This is a genomic window from [Actinomadura] parvosata subsp. kistnae (assembly GCF_900323885.1).
Lineage (GTDB): Bacteria > Actinomycetota > Actinomycetes > Streptosporangiales > Streptosporangiaceae > Nonomuraea > Nonomuraea composti.
The window spans coordinates 48,448-68,791 of the sequence record NZ_OOHJ01000015.1 but is presented as its reverse complement, the minus strand read 5'-3'; the positions used below and the strand labels follow the sequence as shown (position 1 = coordinate 68,791).

At 68.7% G+C, this 20,344-nt stretch carries 15 protein-coding genes; 4 read left to right on the top strand and 11 right to left on the bottom strand.

Annotated elements, in window-relative coordinates:
* Positions 1 to 205: 205 nt before the first annotated feature.
* From KIS93_RS14995 to KIS93_RS14985, 3 genes are read right to left on the bottom strand one after another with little or no spacing between them, the layout of a single operon-like run.
* The gene (locus tag KIS93_RS14995; protein ID WP_080036991.1) at positions 206 to 1,027 is read right to left on the bottom strand and encodes a carbohydrate ABC transporter permease; all 822 of its coding nucleotides are present in this window, start codon (positions 1,025 to 1,027) and stop codon (positions 206 to 208) included.
* On the bottom strand, positions 1,024 to 1,941 hold the full coding sequence (locus KIS93_RS14990; protein WP_080036992.1) for a carbohydrate ABC transporter permease: 918 nt from the start codon (positions 1,939 to 1,941) through the stop codon (positions 1,024 to 1,026). Before KIS93_RS14990 ends, KIS93_RS14995 begins: the two co-directional genes overlap by 4 nt.
* Positions 1,938 to 3,305, bottom strand: coding sequence for an extracellular solute-binding protein (locus KIS93_RS14985; protein ID WP_080036993.1), 1,368 nt, complete (start codon positions 3,303 to 3,305; stop codon positions 1,938 to 1,940). Before KIS93_RS14985 ends, KIS93_RS14990 begins: the two co-directional genes overlap by 4 nt.
* 86 nt (positions 3,306 to 3,391) lie before the next feature.
* Here KIS93_RS14985 and KIS93_RS14980 point away from each other — a divergent pair, with 86 nt between their 5' ends.
* Positions 3,392 to 4,564: an ROK family transcriptional regulator gene (locus KIS93_RS14980; protein ID WP_080036994.1), complete on the top strand. Its 1,173-nt coding sequence runs from the start codon at positions 3,392 to 3,394 to the stop codon at positions 4,562 to 4,564.
* Position 4,565: 1 nt separating this feature from the next.
* Here KIS93_RS14980 and KIS93_RS14975 read toward each other — a convergent pair whose 3' ends face one another.
* Positions 4,566 to 7,553, bottom strand: coding sequence for an alpha-mannosidase (locus tag KIS93_RS14975; protein ID WP_080036995.1), 2,988 nt, complete (start codon positions 7,551 to 7,553; stop codon positions 4,566 to 4,568).
* Positions 7,554 to 7,662: 109 nt separating this feature from the next.
* On the opposite strand from KIS93_RS14975, the gene KIS93_RS14970 reads away from it, so the two are divergent.
* Positions 7,663 to 8,268, top strand: coding sequence for a VOC family protein (locus KIS93_RS14970; RefSeq protein WP_080036996.1), 606 nt, complete (start codon positions 7,663 to 7,665; stop codon positions 8,266 to 8,268).
* A 50-nt stretch (positions 8,269 to 8,318) separates the two neighbouring features.
* Positions 8,319 to 8,708 carry a hypothetical protein gene (locus KIS93_RS14965; protein WP_080036997.1) on the top strand — a complete coding sequence of 130 codons (390 nt, stop codon included), beginning with the start codon at positions 8,319 to 8,321 and terminating at the stop codon, positions 8,706 to 8,708.
* Between the two features lie 78 nt (positions 8,709 to 8,786).
* On the opposite strand, the gene KIS93_RS14960 is transcribed toward KIS93_RS14965, so the two are convergent.
* From KIS93_RS14960 to KIS93_RS14930, 7 genes are all read right to left on the bottom strand, one after another.
* Entirely contained in the window at positions 8,787 to 10,277 is a 1,491-nt protein-coding gene (locus KIS93_RS14960) for a P-loop NTPase family protein (RefSeq protein WP_155126561.1), read from the bottom strand.
* 252 nt (positions 10,278 to 10,529) lie between these two features.
* Positions 10,530 to 10,955, bottom strand: coding sequence for a hypothetical protein (locus KIS93_RS14955; RefSeq protein WP_155126564.1), 426 nt, complete (start codon positions 10,953 to 10,955; stop codon positions 10,530 to 10,532).
* A complete protein-coding gene (locus tag KIS93_RS14950) occupies positions 10,955 to 12,046 on the bottom strand; it encodes a GTP pyrophosphokinase (RefSeq protein ID WP_080037000.1) in 1,092 nt (363 codons plus the stop codon). The genes KIS93_RS14955 and KIS93_RS14950 overlap by 1 nt, the downstream gene beginning before the upstream one ends.
* A gap of 39 nt (positions 12,047 to 12,085) precedes the next feature.
* Positions 12,086 to 13,408, bottom strand: coding sequence for a type IV secretory system conjugative DNA transfer family protein (locus KIS93_RS14945; RefSeq protein WP_186404243.1), 1,323 nt, complete (start codon positions 13,406 to 13,408; stop codon positions 12,086 to 12,088).
* A 10-nt stretch (positions 13,409 to 13,418) separates the two neighbouring features.
* On the bottom strand, positions 13,419 to 14,438 hold the full coding sequence (locus KIS93_RS14940; protein WP_186404242.1) for a hypothetical protein: 1,020 nt from the start codon (positions 14,436 to 14,438) through the stop codon (positions 13,419 to 13,421).
* Positions 14,428 to 15,477, bottom strand: a complete 1,050-nt coding sequence (locus KIS93_RS14935) for an AAA family ATPase (RefSeq protein ID WP_155126567.1) — start codon at positions 15,475 to 15,477, stop codon at positions 14,428 to 14,430. Before KIS93_RS14935 ends, KIS93_RS14940 begins: the two co-directional genes overlap by 11 nt.
* Before the next feature lie 219 nt (positions 15,478 to 15,696).
* Positions 15,697 to 16,506: an alpha/beta fold hydrolase gene (locus tag KIS93_RS14930; RefSeq protein WP_080037003.1), complete on the bottom strand. Its 810-nt coding sequence runs from the start codon at positions 16,504 to 16,506 to the stop codon at positions 15,697 to 15,699.
* A 144-nt stretch (positions 16,507 to 16,650) separates the two neighbouring features.
* On the opposite strand from KIS93_RS14930, the gene KIS93_RS14925 reads away from it, so the two are divergent.
* Positions 16,651 to 20,337 carry a S8 family peptidase gene (locus tag KIS93_RS14925; RefSeq protein WP_080037004.1) on the top strand — a complete coding sequence of 1,229 codons (3,687 nt, stop codon included), beginning with the start codon at positions 16,651 to 16,653 and terminating at the stop codon, positions 20,335 to 20,337.
* Positions 20,338 to 20,344: the final 7 nt, after the last annotated feature.

The window sequence follows — 20,344 nt, the reverse complement described above, 5'->3', positions numbered from 1 at the left end:
CAACCTGCGCATCCTGATCAAGCCCGGCCTCACTCCCACCCAGAGCGCCTGGGCCCTGGCCGACGTCTGATCACCACCTAAAGCGACCGGCTCAGTTCCTCACCACCTGGCATTACACCTGTGCGCCACCCGAGAGACGACCCGACGCGAATGGCCGCCCACCCCAGTGATCAGGCGCATCTCTCACAACGTCTCCAGCGCACTTCTAGCCCTTCACCGACCCGGCGAAGTTGAACGAGCCCGCCAGATACTTGTTGACCGCCACGTACAGGACCACCGCCGGCGCCGTGTAGAGGACGGAGAACGCGGCGAGCTGCCCGTACGCCACCTGCCCGTACTGGGAGAAGAACGTGTAGATGGTGACGGCGGCCGGCTGCTTCTCGGGCGTGTCCAGCAGGACGAACGGGGCGAAGAAGTTGCCCCACTGGCCGACGAACACGAAGATGGCCACGACCGCGATGCCGGGTGCCATCAGCGGCCCCACGACGGCCCGTAGTGACTGGGTCCAGCCGGCGCCGTCCACCCACGCGGCCTCCTCCAGGCTGATCGGCACCCCGTCCATGAAGTTCTTCATCATCCAGATGGAGAACGGCAGCGAGCTGGCCGTCAGGAACAGCACCATCGCCGGCACCGAGCCGTACAGGTTGAAGCGGAAGAACATGGCGTAGACGGGGACGAGGATCGCCGTCACGGGCAGGCCCGTGGTGAAGAGCAGGGTCAGCATGAAGTGGCGGCGGTAGCGGAGCTGGTAGCGCGACAGCGGGTACGCGGCCAGCCCCGCGACCAGGACGGTGAGGATGGCCGTGGAGCCGGAGATGACGATCGAGTTGATCAGCGGCAGGATGATCGTCTCCCAGGTCAGGACGGCTTTGAAGTTGTCCAGGGAGAAGGTGAGCGTCGGGGCGGCCGACAGGGACGCCTCGGGCTGCACGGAGGCGATCAGCACCCACAGGAACGGGCCGAGGAAGGCGAGCGTGATGAGCAGGAGCGACAGCAGGGCCGCGCCTCTGGCGGCGATCCGGGTCATGCGTCCTCCACCTTGATCAGGCGCAGGTAGATCAGCGAGAACAGCGCGCCGATGACGAGCATGACCAGCGCGATGGCCGAGCCGTAGCCGATCTCGAAGTAGCGGAAGGCCTGCTCGTACATGTAGAGCGGGGTGGTCTGGCTGGCCGTGCCGGGGCCGCCGCCGGTCAGGGCGTAGATGAGGCCGAAGCTGGCCAGCGTCTGCAGGGTGATCAGCATGAGGTTCGACATGATGGAGCGGCGGATCAGCGGCAGCGTGATGTGCAGGAGCCGCCGGGCGGGGCTCGCGCCGTCCACGGCCGCCGCCTCGACGAGGTCGGGCGGCACCTCCGACAGCGCGGCCGAGTAGACGAGCATGGAGAACGCGGTGCCGCGCCAGACGTTGGCGAGGATGACGGCGAGCATCGGGGCGGTGTAGAGCCATTCCTGCGAGATGCCGAGGACCCGGTTGAGGGTGCCGTCCTCGGCCAGGAACGAGAACCAGCAGGCGGCGGCCACGATCTCGGGCATCACCCAGGCGCCGATGACGACGCCGTTGACGACGCTGCGCGTCACCCGGCCGCGGCCGCGCTGGAGCAGGGCGATGATCAGGCCGAGGGTGTTCTGGCCGATGACGGCCGAGCCGATCACGAAGACGAACGTGAGCAGGAACGAGTTGACGAAGTTCGGGTCGGCGAACATCCGGGTGAAGTTGTCGAAGCCGACGAACTGCGAGTGCACCGAGGCCGAGCCGGTCAGGGTCTCGTTGGTGAAGGCGATGTAGACGCTCCACAGGATGGGCCCGGCGAGGAACAACGCCAGCAGCACCAGCGCGGGGGCCATCGGGAGCAGCCAGCGGAGCACCCGCCGCCGCCGTGCCGGGCCGCCCGCGGGCGAACCGGTCACGGCGGGAGAGAGGGCGGTGGCGACCGTCATCGGGCCAGCACCTTGTCGGGGCCTCCGACGGCGGCGGGCAGCGCCTTGGCGTAGGCGGCGGCGGCCTCCTCGGGGGTGCGCGAGCCGGTGGTGACCGCCTCCATGGCCTCCTGCACCTGCGCGGACACCTTCGGGTACGCCTCGTACGCCGGCCGGTAGTGCGTCACCTCGGCCAGGTCGGTGAAGAACTTCACGCTGGGGTTGTCGGCGGTGTACTTCGGGTCGGCCGCGACGTCCTTGCGCGGGGCCAGGTCGCCGGTGCTCACCGAGTACATCAGCGAGTTCTCCTTGTTGGTGGCCACGGCGATGAAGTCGAACGCCTCCTTCTTGAGCTTGGTGTAGGAGCTCATCGCCATCACCCAGCCGCCGGACATGCTGACCGAGCCGGGCGCCTCGCCGTTCTGGGTGGGCATGGCGGTCCAGCCGACCTTCTCCTGCCAGGCGGGCCACGGCTTGGTGCTGGTCGGCTTCCAGGCCGCCGCCGTCCAGGCGCCGTCGAGCGAGATGCCGATCTTGCCGGCGGGGAACCACTCCAGGTTGACCTTGTCGGCGAGCTTGGCGTTGTGCGCGTCGGCCTGCTTGGGGCCGAGCTCCTCGCGGTAGACGGTGTTGATGAAGGTCAGGGCGTCGGTGAAGTTCTTGCCGCCGGCCACCCACTTCTTCTGCGCGTCGTCGTAGAGGGTGCCGCCGGGCGTGCCGTACAGGAGCATCTCGAAGCCCTGCATGGTGGCCGCCTCGCCGTGGATCTTGGTGGAGTACATGCTGAACGGGACGGCGTCCGGCACCTTCTGCTTGATCGTGCGGGCCGCGGTCAGGACGTCGTTCCAGGTCTTCGGCTCCCACGGCACGGGCAGGCCGGCCTTGGCGAAGACGTCCTTGTGGTACCAGAGGCCGCGGGTGTCGGTGCTGATCGGCACGCCGTAGATCTTGCCGTCGATGCCCCTGGCGGCCTGCTTGACGTTGTCGGGGTACTGGGTGCCCCAGTCGGGCCACGTCGCCAGGTACTCGTCGAGCGGGGCCAGCTTGCCGGCCGCGACGTCGGCGTTGACCTGGAAGGTGTCGTGGAGGTAGACGTCGGGCGCCGAGTCGGGCGAGCGGTTGAGCAGTGCCAGTTTCGTGTAGTAGGCCTCGTTGTTGCCCTGCACGGCGGTCAGCTTGATCGTGACGCCGGGGTGGGCGCTCTCGTACTGCTTCTTGGCGTTCTTGAGCATGTTCTCCAGGTGCGGCCACGTCGGCTCGACCTTGTAGAGGACTTCGAGCTCCTTGGCTCCTCCGGACGCCTCCTGGGTGGTGCCACCGCTGCCGCAACCTGCTGCTGTCAGCGCTGTCAACACCAGGAGGGAACCGGCCAGGCTACGTTTCATGACGGCCTCCCCTTGTTTCCTTGGGTTGCGGAGAACGTAAATCTTTTTGATTTACTAAGTCAACACTCTGTGGTGACATTGCTCACATGTACCAGGGCACGAACCTGCCCAAGGTAGGCAGCTACAACCGCGCCGTCGTGCTGGAGGCCATCGCGGCGTCCGACGGGATCAGCCGCGTGCAGATCGCCGCCGTGACCGGGCTCACCGCCCAGACCGTCTCGGTGATCGTGCGCCGGCTGCTGGAGGAGGGGCTGGTCGTCGAGGACGGCTCCGCGCCGTCCAGCGGCGGCAAGCCGCGCACGATCCTGCGGGTCGACGCCCGCGCCGGGTACGCGGTCGGCGTGCACTTCGACCCCCAGGAGCTCTCGATCGTGCTGGCCGACCTCGCGGGCCGGCCGCTCGCCCGGCTGCACCTGCCGCAGCGGCCCGGCGTCCGGCCCGACGCGGTGATCCGGACGATGGCCAGGGCGGCCCGCCGGATCCTGCGTGAGGCGGGCGTGCCCGACGGCAAGGTGCTCGGCGTGGGGCTGGCCTGCCCGGGGCCGCTGGACGCCGACGGCGTGATGGTCTCGCCGCCCCGGCTGCCCGGCTGGGACCGGGTGCCGATCAAGGGCCTGCTCCAGGAGTACACCCGCTTCCCCGTCACCGTGGACAACGACGCCACGGCCGCGGCCATCGGCGAGCGCTGGGCCGGCATCGCCCGCTCCGCCCCCGGCCTGGCCTACCTCTACCTCGGCACCGGCATCGGCGGCGGGCTCATCCTGGACAACCAGGTCTACCGGGGCAGCTCGCTCAACGCCGCCGAGTTCGGGCACATCACGGTCGACCCGGAAGGGCCCGAGTGCTACTGCGGCAACCGGGGGTGCGTGGAGGCCGTGTGCTGCCCGAGCGCCATCGAGGCCGCGCTCGGCACCGGCGCCGACCACGCCGCCATCTGCGCGGCGGCGGCGAGCGGCGAGCCGGCCGCCCGCCGGGTGATCGAGCGGGTGGCGCAGCGGCTCGCCGACGCCGCCGTCAGCGTGGTCAACATGCTGGACATCGACCTGCTCGTGCTCGGCGGGCCCGCGCTGCGGGAGGTGGGGGAGATCTACCGGGAGGTGATCGCGCGGGCCGTCGCCGAGCGGCCGCTGGCCAGGCGGCTGCACGCGGTGCGGGTGGAGACCTCGCCGATCGCGGCCGACGCCGCCGCGATCGGCGCGGCCTCGCTGGTCTTCCACGCCACGTACGCGCCCCGCCTGGGCACGCTGGTCAGCGGTTAGGTCAGGCGCGCCTGATCCGCAGGGTGACCAGCTCGAACGGGCGCAGCGTCACCGGGATCTCACCTCCCGGCCGCTGCGGCTCGCCCGTGGGCCGCTCCAGCAGGTCCGTGGTGACGACCTCGGCGACGGGGAAGCCGGCCCGCAGCGTCGCCCGCGCCCGGCCGCCCCGCGACTCGTGGAAGCGGACGACCACGTCGCCGCTCTCGTCGTCGGCCAGCTTCACGGCCGTCACCACCACGGCGTCGTCGTCCACCGTGACCAGCGGCTCCACCGGCGTGTCCCCGGTGACCCGGCGCTCGGGCAGGTTGATGAAGTACCCCTCGCGCACCGCGTCGCCGATCGTCGCGCCCGGCACCAGCGCGTGACGGAAGCGGTGCGTGCCCTGGTCGGTCTCCGGGTCCGGGAAGCGCGGGGCGCGCAGCAGCGAGACGCGCAGCGTCGTGGTCGTGCCGTGCTCGTCCACCTCGCGGGTCACGTCGTGGCCGTAGGTCGAGTCGTTGACCACCGCCACGCCCCACCCGGGCTCCTCGATGTGCACGAAACGGTGGTTGCACGCCTCGAACTTGGCCGCCTCCCAGCTCGTGTTCGTGTGGGTGGCGCGGAAGGCGTGGCCGTACTGGCTCTCCGAGGCGTACCGGTCGGCGCGCACGTCCAGCGGGAAGGCGAGCTTGAGGAACTTCTCGGTCTCGTGCCAGTCGACCTCCGTGTCGATCTCCAGCCGCCCGTCCGTGACCGTGAGCCGCTGCGTCACCGCCGAGCCGCCGAACGTGCGCGTCACCACGACCGTGCCGCCGTCCGCCCGGACCTCCCCGTCGGTGAGGTCGGTGACCGTGTGGCGGTAGAACGCGTCCACGTCCCAGGCGTCCCACTTGTTGGGGAAGTCCTGGTGGAGCTGGAGCAGGTTCGCCGCGCGGCCCGGCGCGACCGCCTCCCTGCCCGCCCGCCGGTCGAAGGCGGACACGACCAGGCCGCGGCCGTCGATCTCCACGCGGAGCCGCTCGTCCTCCAGCATGAAGCCGCCGCCCTCGCGCGGGCGCGCCTCGGCCTTGGACGCGGGCACGGCGGGAGCGGCGCCGCCGGCCGGGACGCCGCGGCGGGCGTGCGGGGCGCCGTTGAAGACCAGCTCGCCCGTGCCCTGCCCGGCCAGCGCCCGCTGCGCGCCGTCGATGATCTCGGTCAGCTCCCGCGCCACGCTCTCGTACGTCCTGCGCGCCTCCCGGTGCACCCACGCGATCGACGACCCCGGCAGGATGTCGTGGAACTGGTGCAGCAGCACCGTCTTCCAGATCCGGTCGAGCCGCTCGTACGGGTAGGGAACGTTCACCCGCACCGCCGCCGTCGCGGCCCACAGCTCGGCCTCCCGCAGCAGCGACTCGCTGCGCCGGTTGCCCTGCTTGGTCTTGGCCTGGCTGGTCAGGGTGGCGCGGTGCAGCTCCAGGTAGAGCTCGCCGACCCAGACGGGCGGCTGCGGGTACTCGGCCTCGGCCTTGGCGAAGAACTCCGCCGGCGTCTCCCACGTGACCATGGGGGAGCCCTCCAGGTCGCGTACCCGGGCCGCCTTGGCGACCATCTCCCGCGTCGTGCCGCCGCCGCCGTCGCCCCAGCCGGTCGGGGCCAGGGAGTGCCGGGCCGTGCCCTTGTCCTTGAAGTTGCGGGCCGCGTGCGCCAGCTCCCCGCCGTGCATCGAGCAGTTGTAGGTGTCGACCGGCGGGAAGTGCGTGAAGATGCGCGTCCCGTCGATGCCCTCCCACAGGAACGTGTGGTGCGGGAACGTGTTCGTCTGGCTCCACGAGATCTTCTGCGTGAGCAGCCGCTTCGACCCGGCCGCCTTGATGATCTGCGGCAGCCCGGCCGCGAACCCGAACGTGTCCGGCAGCCACACCTCCTCGTTGTCCACGCCGAACTCGTCGATGAAGAACCGCTTGCCGTGCACGAACTGCCGGGCCATCGCCTCGGAGCCCGGCATGTTCGTGTCGGACTCCACCCACATGCCGCCCGCCGGGACGAACCGGCCCGCCGCCACCGCCTTGGTCACCTTCGCCCACACCTCGGGCCGGTGCTCCTTGACCCACGCCCACTGCTGGGCCTGCGACATCGCGAACACGAAGTCCGGCTCGTCCTCCAGCAGCGCGGTCATGTTGGCCGTCGTCCGGGCCACCTTGCGCACGGTCTCGCGCAGCGGCCACAACCACGCCGAGTCGATGTGGGCGTGCCCGACCGCGCTGATCCGGTGCGCCGACGGCACCGCGGGCGCGGCCAGCACCCCGGCCAGCTCCGCCCTGGCCGCCGCCGCGGTGCCGTTCACGTCCTGGAGGTCCACCGCGTCCAGCGCCCGCTCCACCGCGCGCAGCAGCTCCCAGCGGCGGCCACTGTCCACGGGCAGCTCCAGCATCAGCTCGCCGAGCACCTCCAGGTCCATGACCAGCTCCCACACCGTCTTGTCGAAGACGGCCAGGTCCATGCGGGTCAGCAGGTACAGCGGGTCGCTGCCGGCCGTCTCCTTGTCGCCCATCAGCGTCGGCCGGAACGCGTCGTGGCCCAGGATGATCGGGTTGGAGGCGGCCTCGATGTGCAGCCGCACCCGCTCGCCGCCCTCGGCCGGCTCGGCGACGCGGACCCACTGGTTGCGCGGGTTGAGGCCCTTCACCGGCGTGCCGTCGGGCCGGTAGACCAGGCCCTCGCACTGGAAGCCCGGCCGGTCCGCGTCGAAGCCGATGTCCAGGATCGCCTCCACGATCCGGCCGCTCCACTCCACGGGGACGGTGCCGGTGACGGTGAACCAGCTCGTCCCCCAGGGCGCGCCCCACGCCTGCCCCACCGCGATCGGCTCGGGCTCGGCCGCCAGCCCCTCCGCCACCGGCACGGGCTCGCCGGGCGCGTGCCAGACGGCCACCTCCAGGGGGACGGACTCGGGGTAGATCGCCGGGCGGATCCGCTCGTTCAGTACGCGCTTCAGCCGGGCTTCGACCAGATCGCGGTCGTCATGCATCAGGCAGGGCTCCTATCGGTCAAGTAGTGGCCAACAGCACGTTAAGCACCCTGTCGCCGCCACGGCAATGTCCCTTACCCGCGATAGTTGAAAGGCGTACGGTTGACGCATGGCTGCGACCCCGGAAACGGTGCACTGGCGCGGCGTGCACCACCTCGCCCTCGTGACCGCGGACATGGACGCCACCGTGCGCTTCTGGCACGGCGTGCTCGACGCCCGCCTCGTCACCACCCTCGCCGTCCCCGCCTTCAAGCACTACTTCTTCGAGGTGGGCACCGGCAACACCGTCGCCTTCTTCGAGTACACCGGCCAGGAGCTCGACCGCTTCGCCAAGCCGGCCGGCGTCCCGTACGCGAAGGCGGCCCAGTTCGACCACCTCGCGCTGCACCTGCCCGACGAGGACGCGCTGCTGCGGCTGCGCGAGCGGCTCAAGGCGCACGGCTGCGAGGTGACCGACGTCGTCGACCACGGCTTCCTGCGCTCCATCTACTTCAGCGACCCCAACGGCATCGCCCTCGAAGCCTCCTGGTGGACCGTCGACCCGACCGGCCGCCCCGTCGACTACTCCGACGAGCGCCTGTTCGCCGACCCCGACCCGGTGCCCGCCGTCCGCGAGCTGCGCGAGCACGGCCGGCTCCACCACACCGTCGCCACCCGCCTGGTGGACGGCGTCGTCGAGGACCTGCGCCGCGAAGGCATCACCCTGGACTCCTGACGGGGATCGGTTCACGCTCGGTTCTACGGCTCTTTCGTAGGAGGGGCGTCGTGAAGAAGGTCACCATCCTGGGCCAGGAGCCCGCCGTCATCCTGTTCATGGTGAACGCGCTCGTCGCGCTCCTGGTCGCGTTCGGGCTCGGCCTGTCGCAGGTGCAGGTCGCCGCGATCTCGACCATCGCCAGCGCCGTCGTGTCGATCGTCGTCACCGTCATGACCCGGCCCATCGTGGTCTCGGCGCTGACGGGCGCGGTGACCACGCTCATGACCGCCGTGGCGGGCTTCGGCCTGGAGTTCACCGCCGACCAGATCGGCGCCGCGGTCACGGTGCTGTCGCTGGTGCTCGGCCTGGTGCTGCGCGCCAACGTCACGCCGGTCTCCGGCCCGGTGCAGCCGCAGATCGACGCCGAGCTGATGCGCCGGCCCGCCGGCCAACCCTGAGCGTGCGTCGGATCGTGCGCTGGGAGGTGAGATCCTTCCGGCTCTCCGGCCAGGTGCGACGACCGGAGTCGTGCCGGCTCAGGAACGCAGAATGGCCATCGCCTCCTCAACGAGACCAGGCAGATCCAGTGGGGCGTCCGTGTGGCCGGCCAAGGCCAGACGGTCGTTGAGATAAGCGATCGCCGGCTCCACGTTTCCCATGGTGATGTCGCCGCCGGCGGCCCGGAGACGAAGGGAGAAGAGTGTCGCCAACTCCGGATGCATGACGTCCTGGAGACGGAACGCCGGCACGACGGGCCCGTGCGGGTCCTGCACGTCGACGACGTCGAAGAACCGATGGATCACCTTGCGTGTTCGCGGCGAGAATTCTTCCAGCGCATCAGGCGATGTCACTGTCACCCGCCACCAGCCTTCTCGCTGAACAGAGAATCCTCGCTGATCGGACTTGCCGTTGAACATCAGGGTCGGTCGGCGAGCCGGTCCGAAGATGGTGCGGGCTTCGGACCTCGCCATGGCGGCTTCGATGACGGGCAGCGCATGTTCGGCATCCTCGCAGCCCAGGTCCTCGACGATAACCCAGTGATCACTTTGGACGGCCAAAAGCAACGGCCCGCATTCCGGTGCGGGGGACGAGGACGGAATGGATATGCCGTCTTCGGCTGGCCCCAGTGCTGTCTCCAGGCTCCAGTAGCTGGCACCGCTCAGGATCTGGTATCCGCGATTGAGCCAAGCGCGCCAGGCGCTCTGCGCCAGTCCGCGGGCAAGCCTGGACTTTCCGGATCCCTTCGGGCCGACGATGAAGAGATGACGCCCGCGCCGCAGCGAGCTCACGACGCTAAAGAGGAGGTTCTTCGGGTAGGCCCCGTTCACGAGATCGAGGATCAGGTCCGCCGGGGTGAAGGAGGCACCGGCGAGTAGGTCCGGCTCCCGGATGGATTGAGCAGCGAAAGCCGAAGTGGCCTGACTCCAGGTCAAGGGAACGATTTCCAGCGTCATACCAGGATCGAAGGCGGAGAGCGTAAGGTCCGCACTTCCGTCTGGGACCGCGAGGCGGTCGAATTCCAAGCGTAGCGGGCCGATGGCAAGGTTCACCTCACGGACGCGCGCGACCGCGGTCACCGCATGTGTCAGGCCTTCGACGCCGTACCGGACGAACACCGTCCAATCACCCACGGCCGGAATGCCTTCGCCGAGCAGGCCGGCGTCGATCCAGACGCCCGCGCAATCCCACTGTGTCCCGGTGCCGGTGGGCACCAGCCACGTTCCCGCGGGAATCGGTTCGGCTGCCGGCCGCCGGCTGGAGGGCAACGGGGGTTTCGTATCCTCGGGCAGGGAGGCTCGGACTTCCTCGAATCGCGCGGCCGCCTTACCGTAGAGCTCCGTTACGAGGGATTGGCAGTCGGAGCCTTCACGCACCAGAACGGTGTCAAGCCGAACATGTGGCCCTTGCCGGGTGACCACGAGAGCCGTCTCCAACGGGTGATCCGGCCGAGTCAGGAAGGCGCGGAGGTTGGTGACGAGCTCGGCGGAGGACGTCCGGTCGAAACTCACCACGATGGCGATCCGCATGCCTGTGAGTTCGCGTTGGAGGGCATCAGCGGAGCTCCGTCCCAGGGTTGTGCCGCCCCAACTCTTCGCCAGGACGCTGGTCCGGACCTCGGAGCTCTCCATGCCCAGGCATAGGCCGACGCGGAGGGCCAGCCACCACCACCGGCGGAGTGGTGCCTCAGGGCCCTCCAGCCTGGCGCTTTCATCCAGTAGGGCTTGAATTGCCGATTGGGGAGTCTGCTCCACGATGAGCTCCCTGCTGGTTCGGTCGCTTCACATATGCGCCAGATCGGCGCTGAGGATGGTGATCACAGGGCCGAGCGGAAGTCCGTCAGGCAGATCACCGCCGTCACGCAGATGCCGTCGCATGGAATCCTCAAGATCGACGACGGCGGCCGCAACCTTGCCGGGGGCCACGAGTCTGATCTCCGCGGTGATCTCGGCCAGGATGTCGAGCTCCGCCGAAGCGCGTTCGCGACCGTCCTCGTTCTGCACAGCTGGAGATCGGCTCAGCTCCTTGAGGAGCCGTTGCACCCTTCTCGCCTGAGCGAGATAGCGCCCGTACAGTTCTCGATGCTCCTGCCGGCGGCCCTGGTTGATCAGCTGCTGCTGGGTGATCCTGGCCGAAAGGAGAGAAAAGGTCTGTTGTAGGGCAACGCCGAAGAGGGCGAAGATGCCGGCGAGCAGCGCAGCATCCATCACGAAGCCTCTCGGGAAGAATGAAAGGTGCGGTGCACGGCGCGGATTCCCCGCTCGATCTTGGTGGCGTAGATGTCAAGTGCCTCATCCGGAATGGTTCGCGCCGACACGATGAGGAGGCGGGCGAGGAGATCCTCCAGCGAAGTCTCCGCCTTTTCACCGGCCTTCTCCTGCACTTCCCGCAAGGCTTCCAGGACGAGCGGTACGGTCTGTCCCGCCAGGACCCCTTCAAGATCCTGGATGGTCGCCAAGCCGAGGAGGTCCGCCACGGTCACCAGATCGGTCCTGTCCTGTCTGAGTTGCTCCTCGGAGACGGTTTCGCCGTCGACGGACCAGCCGGCCTCGCGAACCTGTGCGGACAGGTTGCGAGAAACATCAACGTCGGAGAGAAACGCCGCAATGGAAAGCGGGTCGATGCTGATGTCCAGGCGACGGTCACGGACCTGACGCTGGTACGTCCCCTGTAGCCGATCCGTGTCGGCACGCAGCCCGGAGAACTGTTCATCAGCGAGCTCGAAAAGCGCGCTGAGCATGGCGAGGCGGCGGCGCAGCGGCCTCGGCACACTGTCCTCGCGTTTGTACGCCAGTTTGTGGCTGATCGCAGACCAAGCGTGCTGCAGGGCCGTGCGGACCTGAACCTCGGCGAGCATGTCGCGGAACTCGCTCCACTCATCGAGTGAACCACGATGCTCGCCGATTCTCAGGACATAGTGGTTCGATCGGTAGCCGAACCGGTCGAGGTGCTCGCCTGTCCACCGGCTGCATCGTTCGGGCAGGAGATCGAAGGAACGCTTCAGCATGCTCTCGACCTCGTCGACATCCTCCAGATAGTACGTGACGATCCGAATTCCCGTGAGATCGTCGATGTCCTCCAGCGGGTTGCCGTACGCCTTCCCCTTGCGAGCGAGCTTCTCTTCGAGACTGGCCACTGATTTGGTCCGCGACTCCAACAGCGCGACCTCGATGCCCGCCCGCACCAGCAGGTCCTTGATGAGGGTCGCCAATGATGCGGTGAAGGCGAGCTGTGCGGAACGTCTCCCGGCATACAGAGAGGACCACTCCTTGGAGGTCCGCTGGGTCGCATCCGTCATTCTTGAAGCCTTTCGCCCGTGCGCGTTCCCGATGGGCTGTCAGCGATATCGGACCCTGTCGGCTATTTCCGTGCTCGTGAATTTCGACCTCAGTGCGAGAACAATGGGGCGAAGGTTCTCGTAGAGCATCAGTGCGTCACCGCGCTTCATCCCCCGGATAGGGCGGGGGGTGTTCCAAGCGCCCTCCCTGGTGTTGGCGACCCGCTCGCCGGTGAGCAGTGCTTCCAGATAGGACAGAGTCGCCTGATCCCTGATACCGGGCAGTACGATGGTGGCTGAATGATTGCTGACGATCGACTGAGCGATATACCGATCGTAGAGGCCTTCCATCTGTGAGAGATCATGAAATATCGTGACCAACTGGATTCCCGTGCCCGCAGCGGTGGTGGCGAGCGTCCCCAGGTTCTCCAGTGGAGCGATGTTCCCGGCCTCGTCCAGCAAGAGCAGGAGAGGGCAAGGCGCGCGTGAGACGGTCGGCTGTGATCCGTCCTCTCCCTTGATCTGGTCGTTTTTCGCGTCGATCGCATTGACGTTGACCGCGTATACGCAACGGATGACCGTCCTGACCAGGCCCGTGAACAGAGGGCGGAACTCCTCTTGCTCGTCCGGTGGGGCGCAGATGTAGAGAGTGTCCGCTTGGGAGCCGATGAAGGAGTCAAGATCGAGAAATGGCGGCTGGTCGACACTGAGATCCATGTAATCGAACACGCGAAGCGCTGAGCTGGCCGTCGTGTAGACGCTGTCCCGTACCTTCTCATGGCGTTTCCACGTGTTTTCAGCGGAGGCCAACGCTCTTTCGTTCGCCTCGATCTCAAGAATGGATCTCGCGTCCGCCTCTTCTTGCCTCCTGATCCAGTCGACGACTTCACCCATGGTCCGGTTGCCCAAGGTTCCGGCGAAGAGGAAGGGAGCCAGGAGTTGTCCCGCCAGAGCGTGCCAGAACCGTTCATCGGTGACGCCGCCAAGCCGGCCCGCCTCGGTCAATGCCTGGCCCAATCGCACGCAGTCGTCCCAGGAGCGGCACTGGTCGAGGCAATCCCAGCTGTACCGGTAAGCCTCGTACCGCGTCCCCTTGAGAGCGCCCGACGGGTCGAATATCGCTACTCGCCCCATGCTGTCGCGCCAGGCGAACGTCTCATCCAAAACGTCACGCCGCACGGAAGTGATCACTGCGGGCCCTTCCCACTCCAGAATTGTCGGCACCGCGATACCCGATGTCTTGTAGCTACGCTGAGGACCGAAGACGAGCACCGGCCGGAATCTCTCGGCCCGGTAAACGGTGTCGCCGTAGGTACCCAGCCCCACCCTGAAACGGCGGTCCCCGGGATCGTCCGGGTCGAGGATGATGGCCCAATCGTTCATCGCCGCGCTGTCACCAGCCCCTGATCGACGAGAAGGGCGGGAGGTCCTTCGGATTCGCGGCGTCGTCCTCCGGCGCTCCACCGCCGAGGAGCACATCACGCATGAAACCGCACAGGCAGCGTTGCCGGAAGAATTCGAAGTACGCTTCCGCCGTGCGGGTCCCCGTGAGGAAGTTCTCCTGGCTGAACGGCTTGCGCTCTCCCTGGGAGGGCACGTAGGTGTCGCCGCCGAAAGCGAAATTGAAGACCAGGATCCGCCAGGAGTTGTTACTCGGAGCGGAGACCTTGTACATCTCCAGAATCCTCTCTTCGTCATTCCAGCGATTGACCTGATAGTCGATCTTGCCGAACTCGTGCGGTGAGATCGTCGACGGGTCCGTCAGCGATCCGCGTTGTGACGGCACGCGGCGCAGCAGACTGTGGTTGAGTATCTGGACGTTCGGGAGCAGGACGTCGTCCTCTGTGCGGTCCGTCGCGGATGGCAGGCCCACCGCTACGGCGAAGTTGAAGCTGGCCCGCTCCAGACGGATGACTCGCGGCCTCTTCTTGTAAGGACTCTTCTCGCGCTCTGGCTCGTCCCGCTCGAATCCGGTCAGTTCGTCGTCGATCATCTCGATCGTTCGGACGATCATGCCGGTGAGCATGGGCATGAGACGGCGGTACCAGTCATGGAACTGGCGAGCGGATGACGCCGGCCGTGAGAGCTGAATGCGCCCCCGCCCGTCGATGACGTAGCGGAACTCGTAGTCGGGATCCGTGTAGGCGAATTCGAGCCCGTCCCGGAACCGGCGCGCCTCCAGCATCGACTGATTGTGCATGCCCGAGTCCGCCAGAGCCTCCTGCAGTGTCCGCTGGAGAAGGAAAGTGATCCGCCGCTCCTTGTCTTCGTCCCAGCCGCCGAGGAAGTTGGTCTCGGCCAGGTAATTGAAATGCCCGACATGACTGATGGCCTCGATGAACGCGGGGTCTTCGGCCGTGTCGCGGTACTGCTCATACTGAATGTCGCGAAGCCAGTTAGAGTCATCTTGCATTGCGTTTTGCCTCGATCTGCCGTTTGAGCCTCATGATCATGTTCATGTCGAGCTTGACGACCTTCGGCGGCACTTGCTCCTCTTCGATGTTCTGGCTGAGTTGGGCCAGAATCGGGAAGAGGACCTGATGCAGGCCGCGTGCGCCGATTTCGAGGCTGACGGCCGATGACGCGGCCCATCTGCGGGACTCGGGCGTGAACACCAGCTCGGAGCCCAGTGAACTGATGTATTGCACGTAGAATTTGGACGGATCGATGACGTCGCGCAAAAGGATCTCGACCAGGTTGTCCTCGGAGAGATTGCTGAACTCGATGAGGACGGGCAGCCGAGCCACCAGTTCTTGCATGAATCCATAGCGCTCAATGTCAAGCGGAATGACGCGGTTGTGTTCCTTCATCTGACCCATCGTGCGGAGCGGCCGTTGCCCGAGATCATCCAGTAGATCGGTGAAGGCGCCGGCTGCGATGAAGAGGAGCCCTTGGGTGTCGAAGAGAATCTCCTGGTTGCCGTTCTCGGGGCTGGGGTTGAGCACGACGGTCATGCCGTCGACGAACTGCAGAAGCCGTCGCTGGATCAGCTCGTTCCGTTCGTGCGAGGATCTTTCCCGCGTGGCCAGCTTGTCGAACTCATCGATGAATACCACCCCTCGGCGCGCGAGATTCTGTTCGTCGAGCTCTGACGAGGAGGCGCCATGTTCGCCGGCGATGACGCGGCGCGCGGCACTGATCAGTTCGACGAGCACCGCGTCGAGACTGCTGTCGAGGCCATGTGACGTCAGGCGGGTGGCATCCACGATCGCCAGCGGTATGTTGAGGATCTCCGACGCCGTTCTGATGGCGTGCGTCTTGCCTACTCCTGTGGGGCCGATGATGAGCGCGTTGGGGGCCGTGTGAGGGTCGGGTTTCAACGACCATTGGAGATGCATCGCGAGCAGCGTTGCCAGATCGCGTTGAGCTTGATCCTGTCCGACGACGCGCTCGGATAGCAATTTGAAGATATTTTTCGCCGAGTGGCTACGGTCGTTGAGTCTGTCCGTCAAAAGGTGCCCCTTGAGTCCGCTCCCCGTTTACTTGTGATGCTACGTCCTAGTGGGGTCGGTGAAAGGCTGGTATTCCGGCACAGCATGTCGACCTGGCAAATTCTCCGGATATGGCCACCCCTAATGCAGTCGGCTTGGACAGTGACGGCAGTGTAGGACGGCTATTACGCGAATTATGGTGCAGGCGTGAGCCTGCGCGTGCCGATCGACAACTGCGCGTCAGGGCGTCAGGCAGGCGTGCAGCGCCTCGGCGAAGGCGCCGGGGTCGCGCAGGTAGCCGACGTGGTCGCCGGGCAGCTCCACGGCGCGCGTGCCGAGCAGCTCGGCCACCGCCAGCGTGCTGCGGTGGAAGACCGTGCCCTGGTCCTGCGCCCCGTACGCCGGCACGACCGGCGCACCCCGCAGCGCCACCGCGTCCGGCACGAAAGCGCTGAACCCCCGCAGCTCGTAGCGCAGGTTGGGCTCGGCGTTGGCCGCCATCCTGGTCAGCATGTCGCGCACCCACTCCGGCAGGCCGGGGGCGGGCGGGCCGGGAACCGAGAGGCCGGTCTCCTCGCCCATCCGGCGCATCGCGGCGCCGACCCCCTCACGGGCGAACAGGTCGAGGGTCTCCTCGGTCATGCGGCGCCAGCGCTCGGCGTCGGGCAGGAGCTCGTAGACGGGCGGCTCGTGCGCGACCAGCCGCCGCACCCGTTCAGGATGGCGGGCCAGCAGGTCGAGGGCGATCAGGGCGCCCGCGTGGGTGGCGAAGACGTGAGCGGGCTCCGGGCCGGCCGCCTCCAGGAGGAGCAGGGCGTCGTCGGCGTGCCGTTCGACGGGGCGGTCGCCGAACGGCTCCGTCAGGGGGCTGCGGGAGTAGCCGCGCCGGTCGTAGGTGATGACCGTGTAGCGGTCGGACAGGAGGCCGGCCAGCGGGGCGGCCATCGCCGGGTCGGTGCTGCCGCCGAGGAGCACCAGGAGAACGGGGCCCGAGCCGCGCACCTCGTAGTGGAGCCGGGCGCCGGGGACGTCGAGCATGCCTGTGTCCATGGTGGGTCACTGTAGATGAGCCGATTTCGGGCGTGGCGGCTTTACGACAAGTCGGGATGTGGCCATGCCGCAGACATAGACACGGCCAGTTCAGGATGGCTAGGAATTCGGTATTCGTGCTTACCGATACTCGGGAGGTCGTCCATGCGTGGCTTAAGGCGGGGGATGGTGGTGGCCGTCGCGGCCGTCATGGCGGCCGCGCCGCTCTCAGGCGCCGGCGCCCACGCGGCAGCTCCCGCCGCCTTCACCCCGGAGCCGGCGAGCGGCGAGATCACGCTGATCACCGGTGACCGGGTGCAGGTGCGAGCCGTGGACGGCGGGCACAGCACGGTCACGGTCACCCCCGCCCCCAGGCCCGACGGGACGGTGCCGACGTTCCAGGTGCTGGAGACCGGGCGCGGCACGACGGTCGTCCCCGACGACGTCGCCTCCCTGGTGCCCGAGCGGCTCGACAGCGCGCTGTTCAACGTGACGGCGCTGGCCGAGCAGGGCTACGGGGCCGAGATCCCGCTGATCCTCACCTACACCGCGCCGAACGCGGCCAAGGCGGCGCTGCCGGCCGTCGAGCGGGTGCGCACGCTGGAGAGCATCGGCGGCGCGGGCGTGCGGGTGGCGGCGGACAAGGCGGCGGCGTTCGGGGCGGAGCTGGCCAAGCTGGCCGGGCCGCCCCAGGTGCGGGCCGCCACCCCGCTGGCCGGGGTGGCGAAGATCTGGCTGGACCGCGAGGTGCGGCCGGTGCTGGAGGACAGCGTCCCGCAGATCGGCGCGCCCGAGGCGTGGGCCGCCGGGTACGACGGCACCGGCACCACCGTGGCCGTGCTCGACACCGGCGTGGACGCCGCCCACCCCGACCTGGCCGGGAAGGTCGCCGGCCAGCGCGACTTCACCGGCGAGAACACCACCGGCGATCTCCACGGCCACGGCACCCACGTCGCGAGCACGGCGTCCGCGGTGGCGCCGGGCGTGAAGCTGCTCAACGGGCGGGTGCTGGGCGCGGACGGCTACGGCCGGCTCTCGTGGATCATCGACGGCATGGAGTGGGCGGCCGGTGACGAGCACGCCGAGGTCGTCAACCTGAGCCTGGGCGGCCCCGAGGCGGGCGGCCCGCTCACCGAGGCCGTCTCGCGGCTGACGGAGCAGTACGGGACGCTGTTCGTGGTGGCGGCGGGCAACGACGGCTGCGACGCGTGCGTGGGCGCCCCCGGTGACGCCCCCGAGGCGCTGACCGTCGGCGCTGTGGACAAGCAGGACCGGCTCGCCCCGTTCTCCAGCAGGGGCCCGGTCGTGGCCGACCAGGCGGTCAAGCCCGACGTGACCGCGCCGGGCGTGGACATCACCGCCGCGAAGGCGGGCGGCGGCCGGGTCGCGATGTCCGGCACGTCCATGGCCACCCCGCACGTGGCGGGCGCGGCGGCGCTGCTGCGCCAGGCCCGCCCCGGCATCACGGCGAACGAGCTGAAGTCGCTGCTCATGGCCACCGCGAGGCCGGGCGGGGACATCCCGGTGGACGCGCAGGGCGCCGGCCGCATCGACGTGGCCGCCGCCATCAAGGGCTCGGTGGTGGCGTCGGCGGGCTCGCTGAACTTCGGCCGGCTCACCGAGGGCGAGCGGAAGACGCTCACCATCGGCTACCACAACCTCGGGCGGACGCCCGCCGAGCTGCCGCTGACGGCCGGCGACGCGTTCACGGTCGAGCCGGCCACGCTCACCGTCCCGGCCGGCGGCACCGCCGAGGCCAAGGTGACGATCAAGGCGGGCGCGGCCGGGACGGTGCGGCAGGAGCTGACGGCGCCCGGCGTACGCACCCTGCTGACCGCGAGCGTGGACACCAGGCGCGTCGAGCTGCGCGTGCGCGGCATCGCCAGGGACGGCCGGCCAGGGCGTGGCGGCTTCACCGTCCTGAACCTGGACGAGGGCACCCTGGTCGGCCGCGTGCTGCCCGGCGACCCCGCCCAGCCCTGCACCGACGCCAGGTACGGCAGCGGCACCTGCCTGCTCGTCAAGCCCGGCACGTACTCGGTGCTCGGCCACATCTTCACCATGCCCGCCGGCCAGGACAGCACCACCGGCGGCAAGCCGCTCAACGAGAGCCTGCTCGGCGACCCCGAAATGAAGATCACCGAGAACACCGAGGTCGTCCTGGACGCCCGCAAGGCCGTCGAGGTCAAGATCGAGACCCCCGATCACGAGACGAAGCGGAACACGGGGGCCGCCGCCGCCCTCATGTGGTACCGCGCGGGCGAGCAGGGCACCGCGCTGCGCGGCGGCACCACGATCACGCCGGGCGGGCAGGTCGAGGAGCGGCTGTTCGTCCAGCCGACCAGGAAGGTCACCAAGGGCACGTTCGTGGTCGCCACCCGCTGGCGGCTCAAGGCCCCGGAGATCGCCTTCTCCACGCCGGGGCTCCGGCTGAGCCCCGAGTACGTGGACCCCGTCCAGTTCAGCGACTTCTCCACCGAGTACCCGCGCCTCGACGGCACCCGCCCGCTCCTCGCCGTGGACGCGGGCCGGGGCAGCACAGCCGAGATCAAGGGCCGCGACCTGCGCGGCAAGCTCGCCGTTATCCGCCGCACCGACGGCGTGCCGGTCTCCGCGCAGTCGAACGCCGCCGCCGCGGCGGGCGCGGCCATGGTGGCCGTCTACAGCGACCGGCCCGGCACCGACGTCACGACCGGCGGCAGCGGCGTCAAGCTGGCCGTCCCCACCGTGCGGCTCACCCACGAGGAGGGGCTGAAGCTGGTCGAACGGCTGCGCCGCCTGCCGGTGCCGATCCTGGCCAAGGGCATCGTGGCCAGCCCGTACGTGTACGACCTGTACCTGCGCGAGCAGGGCCGGGTGCGCGACTCGCTCACGTACGTCGTCCGCGCCAGGTCCCAGGCCAGGATCGAGACCGGCTACCACACCCAGCTCACCGGCGGCGGCGCGCTCAACGAGGCCCGCTACGCCTTCGAGCCCTGGGACCAGGTCTCGATCTCCACGAACCACCCCATGCCCAAGGCGCCGCGCACCCGCGTCGACTACGTCACCCCCGACCCCGGCCTGCGCTGGACCACCTCCGCCGGCGCCCCGGAGCGCTCCTACAACACCATGTGGCCGCACCCCGACACCGTGCTGGCGGGCGTGTCGTCGCCGGAGCTGCGTCCGTACGAGGCGGGGGAGCGGGTGGAACGCACCGTCTTCAAGCAGCCGCTGCTGCCCGGCACCAACCCGCGCAACCCGGTACGCCGTGAGGGCGACCGGCTGCGGCTGTCGATGCAGGGCCTCGTGGACGCCCAGGGCAACTACGGCGAGGCGTACACGAGCCCGTTCGAGGGCGGCATGAAGACCGACTTCCGCCTCTACCGGGGCGACGAGCTGATGTGGCAGACGAACTACCTGCCCTCGGGGTCGGGGACGCTGCCGCCGGAGCGGGCCACGTACCGGATCGAGTACGACCTCGCGAACGGCGCGGACTGGGCGAAGCTGTCCACCCGCACGCGGGGCGTGTGGACGTTCGACTCGGAGCGGGGGACGGCGGTGCTGCCGCTGCTGGTGGCCACCTTCGACGCGCCCGTCGACCTGCGCAACCAGGCCGGCTCCCGCCGGCTCGCCCTGTCCGTGCGGCACCAGGAGGGAGCCGAGCGCAGCGCGATCAAGCAGGTCACGCTGGAGGTGTCGGACGACGACGGCGCCACCTGGAGGCCCGCCCGGCTGCGGGCCGACGGCGAGGGGACCTACCGCACGACGCTCGACCGCTCGCGCCCCGGCTTCGTCTCGCTCCGCCTGAACGCCTCGGACGTGCGCGGCAACACGCTCACGCAGGAGGTGATCCGCGCCTACGCCCTGCGCTGACCGGCCG